This is a genomic window from Erwinia wuhanensis, from assembly GCF_030484085.1.
Classification (GTDB): Bacteria; Pseudomonadota; Gammaproteobacteria; order Enterobacterales; family Enterobacteriaceae; genus Erwinia; species Erwinia aeris.
Map to the genome: position 1 here is coordinate 56,043 of NZ_JAUJUH010000007.1, position 15,974 is coordinate 72,016.

Annotated in this window: 14 protein-coding genes; 5 read left to right on the forward strand and 9 right to left on the reverse strand. The window is 55.7% G+C overall.

All coding sequences use genetic code 11. From position 1 onward, the window contains the following. Positions 1-2: 2 nt before the first annotated feature. From cdsA to rpsB, 7 genes are all read right to left on the reverse strand, one after another. Positions 3-857, reverse strand: a complete 855-nt coding sequence (cdsA, locus tag QZH36_RS16440) for a phosphatidate cytidylyltransferase (RefSeq protein ID WP_253455188.1) — start codon at positions 855-857, stop codon at positions 3-5. A gap of 18 nt (positions 858-875) precedes the next feature. Beyond that, the gene (gene ispU, locus QZH36_RS16445) at positions 876-1,628 is read right to left on the reverse strand and encodes a (2E,6E)-farnesyl-diphosphate-specific ditrans,polycis-undecaprenyl-diphosphate synthase (RefSeq protein ID WP_301730676.1); all 753 of its coding nucleotides are present in this window, start codon (positions 1,626-1,628) and stop codon (positions 876-878) included. A gap of 170 nt (positions 1,629-1,798) precedes the next feature. Continuing rightward, positions 1,799-3,001 carry a 1-deoxy-D-xylulose-5-phosphate reductoisomerase gene (gene ispC, locus QZH36_RS16450; protein WP_301730677.1) on the reverse strand — a complete coding sequence of 401 codons (1,203 nt, stop codon included), beginning with the start codon at positions 2,999-3,001 and terminating at the stop codon, positions 1,799-1,801. 124 nt (positions 3,002-3,125) lie between these two features. Next, positions 3,126-3,683 carry a ribosome recycling factor gene (frr, locus tag QZH36_RS16455; RefSeq protein WP_125289093.1) on the reverse strand — a complete coding sequence of 186 codons (558 nt, stop codon included), beginning with the start codon at positions 3,681-3,683 and terminating at the stop codon, positions 3,126-3,128. Between the two features lie 118 nt (positions 3,684-3,801). Continuing rightward, positions 3,802-4,527: a UMP kinase gene (gene pyrH, locus QZH36_RS16460; RefSeq protein WP_253455191.1), complete on the reverse strand. Its 726-nt coding sequence runs from the start codon at positions 4,525-4,527 to the stop codon at positions 3,802-3,804. 145 nt (positions 4,528-4,672) lie between these two features. After that, on the reverse strand, positions 4,673-5,524 hold the full coding sequence (tsf, locus tag QZH36_RS16465) for a translation elongation factor Ts (RefSeq protein WP_253455192.1): 852 nt from the start codon (positions 5,522-5,524) through the stop codon (positions 4,673-4,675). Between the two features lie 206 nt (positions 5,525-5,730). Further along, positions 5,731-6,456, reverse strand: a complete 726-nt coding sequence (gene rpsB, locus QZH36_RS16470) for a 30S ribosomal protein S2 (protein ID WP_253455193.1) — start codon at positions 6,454-6,456, stop codon at positions 5,731-5,733. A gap of 330 nt (positions 6,457-6,786) precedes the next feature. Between rpsB and map the strand changes: the two genes are divergently transcribed. From map to QZH36_RS16495, 5 genes are all read left to right on the forward strand, one after another. Further along, positions 6,787-7,581 carry a type I methionyl aminopeptidase gene (gene map, locus QZH36_RS16475; protein WP_253455194.1) on the forward strand — a complete coding sequence of 265 codons (795 nt, stop codon included), beginning with the start codon at positions 6,787-6,789 and terminating at the stop codon, positions 7,579-7,581. A 390-nt stretch (positions 7,582-7,971) separates the two neighbouring features. Then, complete coding sequence (locus QZH36_RS16480; protein ID WP_301730678.1) at positions 7,972-8,550, forward strand: CCDC90 family protein; 579 nt, start codon at positions 7,972-7,974, stop codon at positions 8,548-8,550. Between the two features lie 200 nt (positions 8,551-8,750). Then, entirely contained in the window at positions 8,751-11,396 is a 2,646-nt protein-coding gene (gene glnD, locus QZH36_RS16485) for a bifunctional uridylyltransferase/uridylyl-removing protein GlnD (RefSeq protein ID WP_253455196.1), read from the forward strand. A 91-nt stretch (positions 11,397-11,487) separates the two neighbouring features. Continuing rightward, entirely contained in the window at positions 11,488-12,312 is an 825-nt protein-coding gene (gene dapD / locus QZH36_RS16490) for a 2,3,4,5-tetrahydropyridine-2,6-dicarboxylate N-succinyltransferase (protein ID WP_125289086.1), read from the forward strand. 311 nt (positions 12,313-12,623) lie between these two features. Continuing rightward, positions 12,624-13,016 (forward strand): DUF3461 family protein, encoded by a 393-nt coding sequence (locus tag QZH36_RS16495; protein WP_253455197.1) that lies wholly within the window; start codon positions 12,624-12,626, stop codon positions 13,014-13,016. Between the two features lie 92 nt (positions 13,017-13,108). Here QZH36_RS16495 and QZH36_RS16500 read toward each other — a convergent pair whose 3' ends face one another. Then, positions 13,109-14,266, reverse strand: coding sequence for a CdaR family transcriptional regulator (locus QZH36_RS16500; RefSeq protein ID WP_125289084.1), 1,158 nt, complete (start codon positions 14,264-14,266; stop codon positions 13,109-13,111). A 163-nt stretch (positions 14,267-14,429) separates the two neighbouring features. Beyond that, positions 14,430-15,857, reverse strand: a complete 1,428-nt coding sequence (degP, locus tag QZH36_RS16505) for a serine endoprotease DegP (protein ID WP_253455198.1) — start codon at positions 15,855-15,857, stop codon at positions 14,430-14,432. Between the last annotated feature and the right edge of the window lie 117 nt (positions 15,858-15,974).

Below are 15,974 nucleotides of genomic sequence, written 5' to 3' on the forward strand. Positions count from 1 at the left end.
CCTTATAGCGTGCCGAAAGCCAGCAACAGCAGGCAGGCGAATACCGGCACCGCCGCCGTCAGGCTATCGATACGATCCAGAATACCACCATGACCTGGAATAAGCTGTCCGCTGTCTTTAATGCCCGCTTCGCGCTTGAACATGCTCTCGGTCAAATCGCCCAATACGGAAGCCAGCGTGGCGACAATGGAGCAGGTCAGCAGCGTCACAGGCGATACGCTCAGCGGCGCCCACAGCCCGAACAGCCAGGCGATAATGCCCGTAGTGACCAGGCCGCCAAAAAACCCTTCCCAGGTTTTCCCCGGCGAAACTTTTGGCGCCAGCTTGTGTTTGCCGAACAGACGACCAAACATGTAGGCCCCGGAATCCGCGCCCCATACCAGAAACAGCACGTAGAGCAGCCACCAGGCGCCGGCAAAATGGTCGCTGTCGTAATGATACTGGCGCAGCGCCACCATGCCCCAGAAGAAGGGCACAATGGTCAGAATACCAAACAACAGGCGTAAAGCACGAGACGAGCGCCACAGCGCGGCGGATACGGGATAGGTCAACACCAGCAGCAGCGCAACTATCCACCAGCCCAGCGCCGCCCAAAGCGAGCCCGCAATAAGGGGAAGATGCACAGGATGGTAAGCAGGCAGCGTAAACGTCATGAACGCCAGCAGCAGCCCGCACAGAACCGCGAGCCAGACGCGCTGGGAGCTGGAGGCCAGGCCAGCGAACTGACCCCACTCCCACGCCGCCAGCATACAGATAGCCAGCGTGACGATAGCAAAACCGGCAGGCGGCAGCAGAAACAGCGCCGCAATCACAATCGGGATAAGTATCAATGCGGTAATCAGGCGTGACTTCAGCAAGGATTACCCCCAGTGCGCTCAGGCGCCGCCGGGTGCTGCGCCGCCAAAGCGACGCTCTCGTTGTGCAAACGCATTCAGTGCACCTTCAAAAACTTGTTCATCAAAATCAGGCCAAAGAACATCGGTAAAAAAGAACTCCGCATAGGCAACCTGCCACAGCAAGAAATTACTGATTCGATGCTCTCCCCCTGTCCTTATTACCAGATCCACAGGTGCCAGATCGTTGAGACAAAGATGCTGTGCGAGGGTTTCTTCCTCGATCTGATCCGGACGAACCAGACTTTCCTGCACCTGTTCTGCAATTTTCCTGACGCTATGAATAATATCCCAACGTCCGCCATAATTCGCGGCAATGTTCAGGGTAAGTCCATTATTTTGCTGAGTCAGTTCCTCGGCGCGCCGGATACGCTCCTGCAAACGAGCGTTAAATCGGCCCGTATCGCCAATAATTCGCAGGCGTACGTTATGTTTATGGAGGCTTTTCACCTCGCTGTCCAGAGCCCAGACAAACAGCTCCATCAGCGCCATCACTTCCTGCGGAGGACGGTTCCAGTTTTCGCTGCTGAAGGCATACAGGGTCAGCGCATCCAGCTTATTGCTGACGGCAAAGCTTACCGCGCGGCGCACGGACTTTACGCCCGCCTTATGGCCGGTAATGCGCATTTTCCCCTGGTTTTTGGCCCAGCGGCCATTGCCATCCATAATGATGGCCACGTGGCGGGGATTTTCTCCCGACTGGTCATCGGTTTTTATTTGATTTTCGGACGACATAACGCGTAATTATTTCCTTTAATCAGAAATACGACGGTTTCTGAAATAGTTTGCCCGCTTGACGTAAAAAAGCCGTGTCGGCCACGGCAGCTGTCGCTGTATCGCTACGTCGCTTTAAGGACGGGCGCAGATTGTAACACCTCCACCCCTGCCCCACAAACGCACGCTGGTTAGCGTGCGGTTGGAAAACGCGACAAACAGGTTTTCGCCGTAGCGCGCGCGCGCCTGTCGATATCCAGTACCGCCTCCACGCTCTCCGGCTCGCGGCAGGAAAGCGTTTCCAGAACGCTCATATTCACTCGCGCAATATCGGTAAATCGGATTTGCGCATCCAGAAAAGCGGCAACGGCGATCTCATTAGCGGCGTTCAGCGCGGTAGTCGCGGCCTGCCCGGTTTTACAGGCGTCGATAGCCAGCTTAAGGCAGGGATAACGCGCGTAGTCCGGCTCGGCGAACGTCAGGGCGCTCATGCGGGCAAAATCCAACGGTTTTGCGCCGGACTGCACTCGCTGCGGCCAGGCCATTACGTGAGCGATAGGCGTACGCATATCCGGCGACCCCATTTGCGCCAGCACGCTGCCGTCACGGTAGCGCACCATGGAATGGATCACCGATTGCGGATGCAGCACCACTTCCATCTGCGCGTCGGTCGCGTTAAAAAGCCAGCGGGCTTCAATATATTCCAAACCTTTATTCATCATGGTGGCCGAATCAACGGAGATTTTTCGCCCCATCGTCCAGTTCGGATGCGCGCAGGCCTGATCCGGCGTCATCTGCGCCAGGTCCGCCAGCGGCGTTTCACGGAAAGGGCCACCCGACCCCGTAAGAATAATGCTGTCAATGCCATTATCTTGTAGAGAAGCGTATCCTAACTGGCGCTGGAGGGAAGCGGGCAAACTCTGAAAAATGGCATTATGCTCGCTATCGACCGGCAGCAGCTGCGCTTTAAATTCGCTTACCGCCTCCAGAAACAGCTGGCCGCAGGTGACCAGCGACTCTTTATTGGCCAACAGCACGGCCTTACCGGCGCGTATGGCCGCCAGCGTCGGCAGCAGGCCTGCCGCGCCAACGATCGCCGCCATAACCTGATCCACGTCGTCCAGCGCGGCCAGATCGCAGGCAGCCTGTTCGCCGCTCAGCACCTCGGTCGCCACGTTCAGCTCTTTCAACCGCAGCCGTAACGCGCTGGCGGACTTCTCGTCAGCCATGGCCGCATAAGCCGGCCGGAAAGCGAGACACTGTTCCGCCATCAGCCCGACGTTATGCCCGGCCACCAGCGCCTTAACGGCGAACAGCTCGGGATTCGCTTTAATGACGGCCAGCGTGCTGGTACCGATTGAACCGGTGGAACCGAGAATGGTCAGTTGCTTCATGAAGGTGCTCTGTGTAATGACCTGCGACGATAAGTCGCCAGCCAGGGGATTAAATGCAAAACGCCGTAAGACTACCCTCCGAAAAAGGCACCCTGTACGGCGTTAAGTCACGGCGCGGATCGACTCAGAAGTCCATCAGCTCCGCTTCTTTTTCTGCCAGCGCGGCATCGACTTTCTTGATGAACACGTCGGTCATTTTCTGGATATCATCCTGAGAACGACGCTCTTCATCTTCGCTGATTTCTTTATCTTTCAGCAGCGCTTTAACCTTATCGTTGGCGTCGCGACGCACGTTACGTACGGAAACGCGACCCTGCTCGGCTTCGCCGCGCACGATTTTAATCAGGTCTTTACGACGCTCTTCCGTCAGCGCCGGAAGCGGCACGCGAATGTCGCTGCCCGCTGAGCTTGGGTTCAGGCCCAGGTCAGAAGCCATGATCGCTTTTTCAACGGCCGCGCTGATCGAGCGGTCAAATACGTTGATTTTCAGCGTACGGGAATCCTCCACGGTTACGCTTGCCAGCTGACGCAGCGGCGTGGCGGAGCCGTAATAATCGACCATGATGCCGTCAAGAATGCTTGGCGACGCGCGGCCGGTGCGGATTTTGCTGATGTGGTTTTTAAATGCTTCCAGGCACTTGTCCATGCGCGTTTCAGCATCTTTTCTGATTTCGTTAATCACGTTGTAACCCTTGAATTCTGGTTAACCTGACAGGCTCAGAAGAGCCTGTTAGCTATCTGTTAGCGTGCGTAACGCACTACAAAGGCAGAATATACCTTATTTTATGTGCTAACGGACATTATTGCGTAATCAGGGTGCCTTCTTTTTCACCCATCACTACGCGGCGCAGCGCGCCCGGCTTGTTCATATTGAAGACGCGGATCGGCAGTTTATGGTCGCGGGCCAGCGTAAAGGCGGCCAGATCCATCACTTTCAATTCACGTTCCAACACTTCGGTGTAGCTCAGCTGATCGTACATCGTGGCGTCCGGATTTTTTACCGGATCGTCAGAGTAAACGCCGTCAACCTTGGTCGCTTTCAGCACGACGTCCGCTTCGATTTCGATACCGCGCAGGCAGGCCGCCGAATCCGTAGTAAAGAACGGGTTGCCGGTGCCGGCGGAGAAGATCACCACGCGGTTGTTGCGCAGCAGGCTGATCGCTTCTGCCCAGCTGTAGTTGTCACAAACGCCGTTCAGCGGAATAGCCGACATCAGACGAGCATTAACGTAGGCGCGGTGCAGCGCGTCACGCATCGCCAGACCGTTCATTACGGTTGCCAGCATACCCATGTGGTCGCCCACAACGCGATTCATGCCGGCCTGTGCCAGGCCCGCACCGCGGAACAGGTTGCCGCCACCGATAACCACACCTACCTGAATACCCAGCTCAACCAGTTCCTTCACTTCCTGAGCCATACGATCCAGCACGCTGGCGTCGATACCGAAGCCTTCCGCGCCTTGCAGAGCTTCGCCGCTCAGTTTCAGCAGGATACGTTGATAAACAGGTTTTGCATTGGTCGCCATGGTTTTTTTCCTGGAAGCAGTATTGAGGAGTTAAATCTGCGCTATCATCCCGCGAGTAGTGAGAAAATGCTATTGGGATGAGACTGAAAATTGCCGGATACGGCAGATAAAAAAGAACCGCCGGATGGCGGTTCTGGTCAAACGATTAAGACTGCTTAGACATCGCCGCAACTTCTGCTGCGAAATCGGTTTCAGCTTTCTCAATCCCTTCGCCCACTTCAAAGCGGATGAAGTTAACCACGTCAGCGTTCTGCTCTTTCAGCAGCTGGCCAACGGTTTTAGACGGGTCGATCACGAAAGGCTGACCGGTCAGAGAAACTTCGCCGGTGAATTTCTTCATGCGGCCTTCAACCATTTTCTCTGCGATTTCTTTCGGCTTACCGGACTGCATCGCGATATCCAGCTGAACCTGGTATTCTTTCTCTACCACGTCTGCAGACACGTCTTCTGGCTTAACGAATTCTGGCTTGCTTGCCGCAACGTGCATGGCCAGCTGCTTAACCAGCTCTTCGTCAGCGTTGGTTGCAGAGATCAGTACGCCGATACGTGCGCCGTGCAGGTAGCTGCCCAGCACGTCGCCTTCCAGGGTCGCGACGCGACGAATGTTGATGTTTTCGCCGATTTTAGCAACCAGCGCAACGCGCTCTTCTTCGAACTGCGCTTTCAGCACTTCAACATCGGTGATTTTGCCGGCAACAGCCGCATCCAGCACCTTGTCAGCGAACGCCTGGAAACCGCCGTCTTTAGCAACGAAGTCGGTCTGGCAGTTAACTTCCAGGATCACGCCGTAGTTGCCGTCGATTTTGGTTTTGATCACGCCGTCAGCAGCCACGTTGCCTGCTTTTTTCGCCGCTTTGATCGCGCCAGATTTACGCATGTTCTCGATCGCCAGCTCGATGTCGCCGCTAGCTTCGGTCAGCGCTTTTTTACAATCCATCATGCCAGCGCCAGTGCGCTCGCGCAGTTCTTTTACCAGAGCAGCAGTAATTTCAGCCATTCTCGAATCCTCGGTTAGCTCAGCACCTGCCCGGTTCGCCTGATGGCGCCACAACAGATGCCTGTTTCTCGGGAGAAATATTGCCCCGCCGATGGGTCACCAGCGGCAAAGCGAATTCAAAATAAAGGGGCCAATTAAGGCCCCTTACAGATTAACATCTGATTTTACCCTGACGGGTATAAGGGCTCTCTGTGGAGCAAACCTTATTACTCAGCTTCAGCGAAGCTTTCTTCTGCCTGCTGAGCCAGGTCCTGAGAGCGACCTTCACGTACGGTGGTAGCCACAGCGGTCAGGTACAGGCTTACAGCACGGATTGCATCGTCGTTGCCTGGGATGATGTAGTCAACGCCGTCTGGATCAGAGTTGGTATCAACGATAGCGAAAACCGGGATGCCCAGGTTGTTTGCTTCTTTGATAGCGATGTGTTCGTGGTCAGCATCGACAACGAACAGCGCGTCTGGCAGGCCGCCCATGTCTTTGATCCCGCCCAGGCTGTTTTCCAGCTTGGCCAGTTCACGAGCACGCATCAGCGCTTCTTTTTTGGTCAGTTTGTCAAAGGTGCCATCCTGAGACTGAGTTTCCAGATCTTTCAGACGCTTGATGGACTGACGAACGGTTTTCCAGTTGGTCAGCATACCGCCTAACCAGCGATGGTTTACGAAGAACTGGTCGCAGCTCAGCGCAGACTCTTTTACCGCTTCGCTTGCAGCGCGCTTGGTACCAACGATCAGAATCTTGCCTTTACGGGCAGCGATCTTGTTCAGTTCAGCCAGCGCTTCGTTGAACATTGGTACAGTTTTTTCAAGGTTGATGATGTGAACTTTGTTACGAGCGCCGAAAATGAATGGCTTCATTTTTGGGTTCCAGTAACGGGTCTGGTGACCGAAGTGTACACCAGCCTTGAGCATGTCGCGCATGGAAACAGTTGCCATGATTACCTCTGTAAATTGATTGGGGTTAAGCCTCCATGTATCCCATACGACCGACCTCTCGGGCCGCTTGCGCAGCGCTTTAAGGCACCCCGGCGTACGTGTCGATACATGTGTGTTATTTACACATAGTGAGAGTTATGCGTTTCTCTGCAATCTTGCCCACAGAGAATCGTCGGCGCGCTTTATACCATAAAGACGCAGGTGAAGCCAATGATTGTTCGCTTTACCTGCCGCGCCGTAAACGGGAATTGGCAGCGGCCAGGTGGGCTGCTAACATTGCTGCACTTCCTTTATTATTGTCGAAAATAGCGACAGCTGCGGACTAAATTAATGGCAATTACAATCAAAACCCCTGAAGAAATCGCGAAAATGCGCGTAGCCGGTCGCCTGGCGGCAGAAGTGCTGGAAATGATCGAAGAGCACGTCAAGCCCGGCGTCAGCACCGGCGAACTCGATCGCCTGTGCCATGACTATATCGTTAACACCCAGCAAGCCGTTTCGGCCAGCCTGGGCTATCACGGCTTCCCTAAATCCGTTTGCATCTCGGTCAACGAAGTGGTGTGCCACGGTATTCCAAGCGATGATAAAATCCTGAAGGATGGCGATATCGTCAATATCGACGTAACCGTCATTAAAGACGAATATCACGGCGATACCTCTAAAATGTATATCGTCGGCAAACCGACTATCCAGGGCGAACGCCTTTGCCGCGTAACTCAGGAGAGCCTCTATCTGGCGCTGCGTATGGTGAAGCCAGGGATTCGCCTGCGCACTATCGGTCGCGAAATCCAGAAATTTGTTGAAGCACAGGATTTTTCCGTAGTACGCGAATATTGCGGTCACGGCATCGGCAAAGGCTTTCATGAAGAACCGCAGGTGCTGCACTATGACGCGGACGACGGCGGCGTGGTGCTGCAGGCCGGTATGGCCTTTACCATCGAGCCGATGGTTAACGCAGGCGATTATCGCATTCGCAGCATGAAAGACGGCTGGACGGTGAAAACCAAAGACCGCAGTCTTTCCGCCCAGTATGAACACACCATCGTGGTGACGGAAACAGGCTGCGAGATTATGACGCTGCGTAAAGACGATACCATCCCGGCAATCCTGACCGCCGACGCGTAATCTTTGTCAAATAACCCGGCAGGCAGCTTTGCTGCCGGGTCAAAAGCATTGCTCTCTCACCCCGGATCTTTCTTTACCGCTCTCGCTGCCTTCCATCCAGCCTGACGGGCTTTCTATTCAGCCCAGGGTTTACGAACACTTTTTTTCATTGGACCTGATTAACCTTGTGGTTGTAAATTGCTCAAGGCATGAAAAGTGTAGGGGCATTACCCGTAGCCTTTCTGCAGGAAGCAGCTAATTTACACAGGGAGATCAAGCAAATGGAAAAGCCATTCCTTTTAGCGCAAACAATTAATAACGAGTTGGGACGCCGTGCCGATTGTGGAGGCCTGTGCCTCTGCTCTGTGGCCGCACGCTGGCCAGAGGAGGAAACGAATCAAGGAGGCAGCTATGGGTTACGCGCTCAGGGATGCACCTTTGAATGACGCCGATCATAAACCCGGACTGCCTGCGCTGCGCTCTTCAGGCGGCGATGGAGGAGGAGGCATGACAGAGAATATCGAACCGCGAGTAAGGAAGCTTGAAAACGATGTCGCCGTAATCAGCCACAATCTGGCTGTGCTTACCGTGCGCTCCGAGAGTTTCGCCACCCACGCCGATGTCGCGAATGTTCGCACTGAAACGGCGACAATGCGCGGCGAGCTTACAGAGCGAATGACATTTATGGGCGGCGAATTTAAAGGCGAATTCATTTCGTTACGAGGCGAGATGGCGCTTATGCGCGGCGAGCTCAAGGAGGAAATGGCCTCGTTAAGGGGCGAGCTGAAAGAGGATATGGCCTTGTTAAGAGGCGAGCTGAAAGAGGATATGGCCGCTTTAAAAGGCGAGCTGAAAGGCGACATTGTCTCCTTGCGGGGCGAAATTCATGAGACGTTACAGAAAGCTATCAACAAGCAAACCGTTCTGTTGCTGACGATTATTCCCGCCACGCTTGCCGCTATTGCCGCCGTCGCGGCCTGGTTTAAATAGCGCTCTGTTCGTTCTCTGACCGCCGACAGTGAGGCAGGCCACTCCCCCATTTAGCCCTCACTCTTTTTATTACCGCTCTGCCAGCCAGCACGGCGGTAAAAATCCCATCTGCTATCTGCCAGTTTCTTTTGATCTCTGGTGCCGGTAAACGCTATTGTCACTGCTTGTCTTTGTGCGGCAGAGAATGCGGGAGCGCTGGCGTGAACACGATAATTAGAGATTACGGGCAGGCATATTCTCCTGCTGAATGGACAGATGCGGAGCTGACGCGCGATACGCTGAAGCAGCACCTTGATGACTTCCAGCAGCGGCTGGGCCAGGCCTTTGACGCCGGAGAAGCCGTTGAGCAGCTTATCGCCGCCCGCACGCTGTTTATCGATCGCCTGCTGCGCCGCCTGTGGCGCTTTTACGGTTTCCCGGAGCAGGAGGATATTGCGCTGGTTGCCGTGGGCGGCTACGGGCGGGCCGAGCTGCATCCTCTATCCGATATTGATGTGTTGATTCTGAGCCGACGGCCGCTTTCCGAAGAGGATGCACAGCGTACCAGCGAGCTGCTGACGCTGATGTGGGATTTGAAGCTGGAAGTGGGCCACAGCGTGAGAACGCTGGAAGAGTGCCTGTTGGAAGGCCTGTCAGATCTTACCGTCGCGACCAACCTGATTGAATCACGCCTGCTGGTCGGCGACGTCGCGCTGTTTCTCGAACTGCAGAAAAACGTTTTCAGCGAAGGTTTCTGGCCTTCCGATCGCTTTTTCGCCGCCAAAATTGCCGAGCAGCAGGAGCGCCACCAGCGCTATCACGGTACCAGTTATAACCTGGAGCCGGATATCAAAAGCAGTCCCGGCGGCCTGCGCGATATCCATACGCTGCTGTGGGTGGCGCGCCGCCACTTTGGCGCCACGTCCCTGGATGAAATGGTCGGTTTTGGCTTTCTGACGCAGGCCGAGCGCAACGAGCTGAACGAGTGTCAGTCCCTGCTGTGGCGTATACGTTTCGCCCTGCATCTGACGCTCAGCCGCTACGATAACCGGCTGCTGTTCGATCGCCAGCTGAACGTGGCGCAGCGTCTGAACTATCAGGGCGAAGGCAACGAGCCGGTCGAGCGCATGATGAAAGATTTTTATCGCGTTACCGGCCGTATCGGCGAGCTGAACCAGATGCTGCTACAGCTGTTCGACGAGGCTATCCTGGCGCTGGGCGAGGATGAAAAACCGCGCGCCATTGACGATGAATTTCAGCTGCGCGGCACCTTAATCGATTTGATTGACGAAACGCTGTTCGCTCGCGACCCGGTTGCTATCATGCGCATGTTTTACACGATGGTGCGCACGCCGAATATTACCGGCATCTATTCCACCACGCTGCGCCAGCTGCGCTTTGCCCGTCGTCAGCTTCAGCAGCCGCTGTGCACGCTTCCCAAAGCGCGGGAGCTGTTTCTGTCCATCCTGCGGCATCCGGGCGCGGTAAGCCGGGCGCTGGTACCTATGCATCGTCACAGCGTGCTGTGGGCCTATATGCCGCAGTGGGGCAATATTGTCGGCCAGATGCAGTTTGACCTGTTTCACGCCTATACCGTGGATGAGCATACTATTCGCGTCCTGCAAAAGCTGGAAAGCTTCGCCAATGAAGCGACTCGTCCACGCCATCCGCTCTGCGTAGAGATTTGGCCGCGTCTGCCGCAGCCGGAGCTGCTGCTGATGGCCGGACTGTTTCACGATATCGCCAAAGGCCGCGGCGGCGATCACTCCGTGCTGGGCGCGCAGGACGCGCTGGAGTTTGCCGAGCTGCATGGGCTGAACTCGCGGGAAACGCAGCTGGTCGCCTGGCTGGTACGTCACCATCTGCTGATGTCGGTGACGGCGCAGCGGCGCGATATTCAGGATCCCACCGAGATCCAGCATTTCGCGGAGGTGATGCAGAACGAAAACCGGCTGCGCTATCTGGTTTGTCTGACCGTAGCGGATATCTGCGCCACCAACGAAACGCTGTGGAACAGTTGGAAGCAGAGCCTGCTGCGCGAGCTGTTTTTCGCTACCGAGAAACAGCTGCGGCGCGGAATGGAACACAGCCCTGATCTGCGAGAACGCGTCCGCCATCACCGTTTGCAGGCGTTGGCGCTGCTGCGTATGGACAATCTGGATGAGCAGGCGCTGCGCGATATCTGGGCGCGTTGCAGAGCGGACTATTTCCTGCGCCACACGCCGAACCAGCTGGCCTGGCACGCTCGTCATTTGATGGAACACGATCTGTCGAAGCCGCTGGTGCTGCTCAGCCCTCAGGCGACACGCGGCGGCACGGAAATTTTTATCTGGAGCCCGGACCGTCCTTATCTGTTCGCCACCGTGGCGGGCGAGCTGGACAGACGCAACCTTAGCGTGCACGACGCGCAGATCTTTACCAGCCGCGACGGCATGGCGATGGATACCTTTATCGTGCTGGAGCCGGACGGCAGCCCGCTGGCACCGGATCGACACGAGGCCATCCGCCAGGCGCTGGATCAGGCTATCGGGCAAACCAGCTTCCAGCCAGCGAGAGTCCGGCGCCAGTCGGCCAGGCTAAAACATTTTAGCGTGGATACCGAAGTGAAATTCTTACCGAGCCATACCGACAGACGCACCTATATGGAACTGATCGCCCTGGATCAGCCGGGTCTGCTGGCGCGCGTTGGGGAGATCTTCGCCGATCTGAACGTGTCGCTGCACGGCGCGCGCATCAGCACCATCGGCGAGCGCGTCGAGGATCTGTTTATCCTGGCCAACAGCGATCGCCGCGCGCTCAGCCGCGAATTACGCCACGAGTTGCGACAACGGTTGACAGAGGCCCTTAATCCAAACGATAAAGTGTGACCAGGATTTACTTTTACCCCGCTTTCGGGCGCGCGGCCGATTAGCTGCAGGCGCGTCCCGAAACATGATTTGACACAGGAAAGCTTAATTAATGCAACAGTTACAGAGTGTTATTGAGAGCGCCTTTGAGCGCCGCGCCGAGATTACCCCAGCCAATGCCGATACCGTTACGCGAGAAGCGGTTAACCAGGTTATCGCGCTACTGGACAGCGGCGCGCTGCGCGTAGCTGAGAAGATCGACGGCCAGTGGGTGACGCATCAGTGGCTGAAAAAGGCCGTGCTGCTCTCTTTCCGCATCAATGACAATCAGGTGATTGATGGCGCAGAAAGCCGTTATTACGACAAAGTTCCGATGAAATTTGCCGATTACGACGACGCTCGCTTTAAGAAAGAAGGTTTCCGCGTGGTGCCGCCGGCTGCCGTTCGTCAGGGCGCTTTTATCGCACGCAATACCGTGCTGATGCCTTCTTATGTCAATATTGGCGCTTATGTTGATGAAGGCTCAATGGTGGACACCTGGGCGACCGTTGGCTCCTGTGCGCAGATTGGTAAAAACGTGCACCTGTCCGGCGGCGTCGGTATCGGCGGCGTGCTGGAACCGCTGCAGGCTAACCCGACCATCATCGAAGACAATTGCTTTATCGGCGCGCGCTCTGAAATCGTGGAAGGCGTGATCGTTGAAGAAGGCGCGGTGATTTCTATGGGCGTCTACATTGGCCAGAGCACCAAAATCTACGACCGCGAAACCGGCGAAGTGCACTACGGCCGCGTGCCTGCCGGCTCCGTAGTGGTTTCCGGAAACCTGCCTTCCAAAGACGGCAGCTACAGCCTGTACTGCGCGGTTATCGTGAAAAAAGTAGATGCGAAAACCCGCGGCAAAGTCGGCATCAACGAACTGCTGCGTACCATCGACTAATTCTCCTTCGGGCCGCGCTTTGCGGCCCGTCAGTTTTTCTTTACACGCCCGCCTTAAAAAGATGTTTTCCATAAAAAAATAAGTAATGCTATTGCGCAATAACCAGGCGATAATCCGCGCTAACAAGCGTACAGGTTACCCGCCCCTTTTCAGATTTTCACATATACTCAGCTGAGCACGGGACGAGCAGGCCTGGCAAAAACAGGGAGCAACGTGCCGCCGCAGCGCGGCCGGTAAAAACCGCACCTTGCACCACAGAGTATTTGTAAAGCGCAGCCGAATGACTATTCTCCCGCACAGGAAAAAATCTTATGTATGACAATCTGAAAGGTTTAGGTATCGCCAATCCCGACGACATCGATCGCTACAGCCTGCGTCAGGAAGCCAGCAACGACATTCTGAAAATCTACTTTCGCAAAGACAAGGGTGAGTTTTTCGCTAAAAGCGTGAAGTTTAAATATCCGCGCCAGCGCAAAACCGTGGTGGCCGATAACGTCAGCCAGGGATTCAAAGAGATCCAGGAGATCAGCCCTAACCTGCGTTACGTGATTGACGAGCTGGATCAGATCTGCCAGCGCGATCAGGTGGAAGTCGATCTGAAACGCAAAATCCTGGACGATCTGCGTCATCTGGAAGGCGTGGTAACCAACAAGATCGCCGAAATTGAGGCCGATCTGGAAAAACTGACGCGCAATAGCCGCTAAGCGCGCCGTTACTCCCTGCTCTGTTTCCGTTCTTCAATGCGTCAGGGCCTGGCGCATTGGTCACTCTTTTCTAAGCTTCTGCGGCCAACGCTTTAAGGCTCATCATCCAGCTGCAACGCTACGTAAAGCAGCAGCCTGTCGTCAAAACTACTCAGATTCAGCCCTGTCAGCTCGGAAATGCGGTTAAGCCGGTATTCCAGCGTATTACGATGAATATAAAGCGCTTTCGCGGTAGCTGAAGGCTGCACGTTGTGGCTGAACCAGGCGATTAGCGTTCTTCTCAGCAGGCCATTATTGTCCATGGCCTTCAGCTTTGCCAGCGGTCGGGACAGCTCTCCGGCCTGCCAGCCGCCGCGCAGGCTGTCCAGCAGCACGGGCAACACCAGATCCTGATAGAAATAGCTGCGTTCTTCCGGCATGCGCTGTTTGCCTACCAGCATGGTAGTGCGCGCGGTGCGATAAGAGCGGGCGATGCTGCCCGGCCCGGTAAAAAAGTTGCCCAAGGCAATACGCATTCGCAGATGGCCGTTTTCTTTCATTCTGGACTGCAAAAGCGCCACCCGTTTACGGTGGTCTTCCGCGTCAAAGCGACCATGTGAGTTAAAAGCAGGTTTCAATACCACCATCTCGGTCAGCGACACGATGGCGATTAAATTATCCCGCTCCGGCGTGGTAAGCAGCGTTTGCAGCTGCTGCAGTTCCGACATGGCGCTGTCCACGCCAAGCTGGCCGCTGTCGACCTCGACCACTGCTACCACGCGCGGCTGGTTAAGATCGATGCGTAACCGCTGCGCCCATTCGTTCAGCGCCGGAGAAAGCGTGTCGCTGCGAATAAGATTCAGCACCAGCTCTTCGCGCAGACGGCTGTCCTGCGCCAGCATATGTAGCAGTCGCGCCTGTTCCAGCATCATTTCTGCCGTCATGCAAACCAGCTCGCCATAGTGCCGCAGCGATTCCGGCTCGCCGGTCAGGCCGATAACGCCGACGATCTCGCCATCGATACGCATAGGCAGATTGATGCCGGGCCGCACGCCGTGCAGATGTCTTGCTACCGCTTCATCAATATCCACGATCCGTGCCTGAGACAGCGCCAACAGCGCGCCTTCGTGCATTTCTCCAATACGTTCCCGGTCGCCGCTGCCGATGATCCGGCCACGTGCGTCCATCACGTTGACATTGCTGTCAATTATTTTCATGGTGCGGGCAACGATTTCCTGCGCAAGGCGGGCATCAAGATGATAGGTGGCCATCCGTCACTCCTGAAATGTCTCGTCAGGCCAGCATACCTGCAGGCTGGCGTCGCGACATCATGCAAATGCACCAGGCGTGATCCAGAGTGTAAAAATAAGCGGAAAGATGAAAAGGCGTTGTTAAGGGGGATGCTGGCCTTATGGGCCAGCATCCGGCAGGAAGTTACTGCATTAACAAATAAATAGAGGCGTCGCCGCGCAGAATGTTCAGCGCCAGCACGGAAGGTTTGCCGTCGAGGATTTTGCGCAGCTCGCCCAGGTTAGCGACCGCCTGCTGGTTAACGCCCAAAATCACGTCGTCTTTCTTCAGGCCAATACGCGCCGCGGCGGAGCCCGCCTTAACGTCATCGACCTTCACGCCCTTCATGCCTTTTGCATCGTAGTTGCTGAGATCGGCGCCCTCAATACCGACATAGATATTGCCGGAATCGACTTTCGCCTGCGAGCTTTGCTGCAGCTCAACGTTGACCGTCATCGGTTTGCCGTCGCGGATCAGCCCTAACGCCATTTTAGTGCCGACCGGCAGCGATCCGACCTGCGCGCGCAGCGCTGCAAAGCTGGAAATCTGCTTGCCGTTGATGGAAATCACCACGTCGCCCGCTTTTACGCCCGCCTTCGCCGCCGAAGAATTCGGCAGTACCTGGCTGACAAAAGCGCCGCGCTGCGCGTCCACCTTCATTGCTTTCGCCAGCTCGGAGTTCAGCTCGGTGCCCATGATCCCCAGCTCGCCGCGTTTCACCTGGCCATATTCCACCATTTGTGCCGTCAGGTTTTTCACCATATCGCTTGGGATGGCGAAGCCGATGCCGATATTGCCGCCGTCCGGTGCCAGAATGGCGGTGTTAATGCCGATCAGCTCGCCGTTGAGGTTCACCAGCGCGCCGCCGGAGTTGCCCCGGTTGATAGCCGCATCCGTCTGAATAAAGTTTTCATAGTTTTCCACGTTCAGGCCGCTGCGGCCCAGCGCGGAAACAATGCCGGAGGTAACCGTTTCGCCCAGCCCATAGGGGTTGCCAATCGCCACGGTGTAGTCGCCGACGCGAAGGTTATCGGAATCCGCAATCTTAATCGCCGTAAGGTTCTTCGCATCTTTAAGCTGGATCAGCGCAATATCGGAGCGCGGATCTTTGCCGATCACCTTAGCTTCGTATTTGCGGCCATCGCTCAGCTGCACCTGAATTTTCGTCGCGTTATCGACTACGTGATTATTGGTAACGACATAGCCTTTCTCTGCGTTGATGACTACGCCTGAACCCAGCGCGCGGAATTTCTCCTGTTGGGTATCGGCTCCGCCCTGCGGCCCGCCGCCCTGACACATTGGCGAGCCCTGGAAAGGCGAACCATCCTGACAGAAAGGCGAGTTGCCGCCGAAGAACTGCTGGAACTGCTGAGGTAAACGCGGCGTGCGTACCGTTGTGCTTCCTTCAACGTTGATACTCACTACTGAAGGCATCACTTTTTCTAACATTGGCGCCAGGCTTGGCAGCTGCTGGCTGGAAGAAGAAGCCGTTTCTGCGGCCGTAGCGGTCAGCGGGCCCATGGCCATTCCCAGGCTCAGGGCCAGCGCGCTGGCTAAAAGTGTTTTTTTCATGCGTCTGATTCTCTTCTGTTCTGATAGGCGAAACGTGCAGCGGACGTGCTGGTAAGAGTCATTTTTTAACGCTAAGTTCATGTATAAGTTTCAGCGAAAAGTAAAAAAATATTCTCT

Excerpts from the sequence above, each read along its gene's own strand:
- ispU (WP_301730676.1), bottom strand. The coding sequence starts at position 1,628 with ATGTCGTCCGAAAATCAAATAAAAACCGATGACCAGTCGGGAGAAAAT.
- ispC (WP_301730677.1), bottom strand. The coding sequence starts at position 3,001 with ATGAAGCAACTGACCATTCTCGGTTCCACCGGTTCAATCGGTACCAGC.
- pyrH (WP_253455191.1), bottom strand. The coding sequence starts at position 4,527 with ATGGCGACCAATGCAAAACCTGTTTATCAACGTATCCTGCTGAAACTG.
- tsf (WP_253455192.1), bottom strand. The coding sequence starts at position 5,524 with ATGGCTGAAATTACTGCTGCTCTGGTAAAAGAACTGCGCGAGCGCACT.
- rpsB (WP_253455193.1), bottom strand. The coding sequence starts at position 6,456 with ATGGCAACTGTTTCCATGCGCGACATGCTCAAGGCTGGTGTACACTTC.
- map (WP_253455194.1), top strand. The coding sequence starts at position 6,787 with ATGGCAATTACAATCAAAACCCCTGAAGAAATCGCGAAAATGCGCGTA.
- QZH36_RS16480 (WP_301730678.1), top strand. The coding sequence starts at position 7,972 with ATGGGTTACGCGCTCAGGGATGCACCTTTGAATGACGCCGATCATAAA.
- dapD (WP_125289086.1), top strand. The coding sequence starts at position 11,488 with ATGCAACAGTTACAGAGTGTTATTGAGAGCGCCTTTGAGCGCCGCGCC.
- QZH36_RS16495 (WP_253455197.1), top strand. The coding sequence starts at position 12,624 with ATGTATGACAATCTGAAAGGTTTAGGTATCGCCAATCCCGACGACATC.
- QZH36_RS16500 (WP_125289084.1), bottom strand. The coding sequence starts at position 14,266 with ATGGCCACCTATCATCTTGATGCCCGCCTTGCGCAGGAAATCGTTGCC.
- degP (WP_253455198.1), bottom strand. The coding sequence starts at position 15,857 with ATGAAAAAAACACTTTTAGCCAGCGCGCTGGCCCTGAGCCTGGGAATG.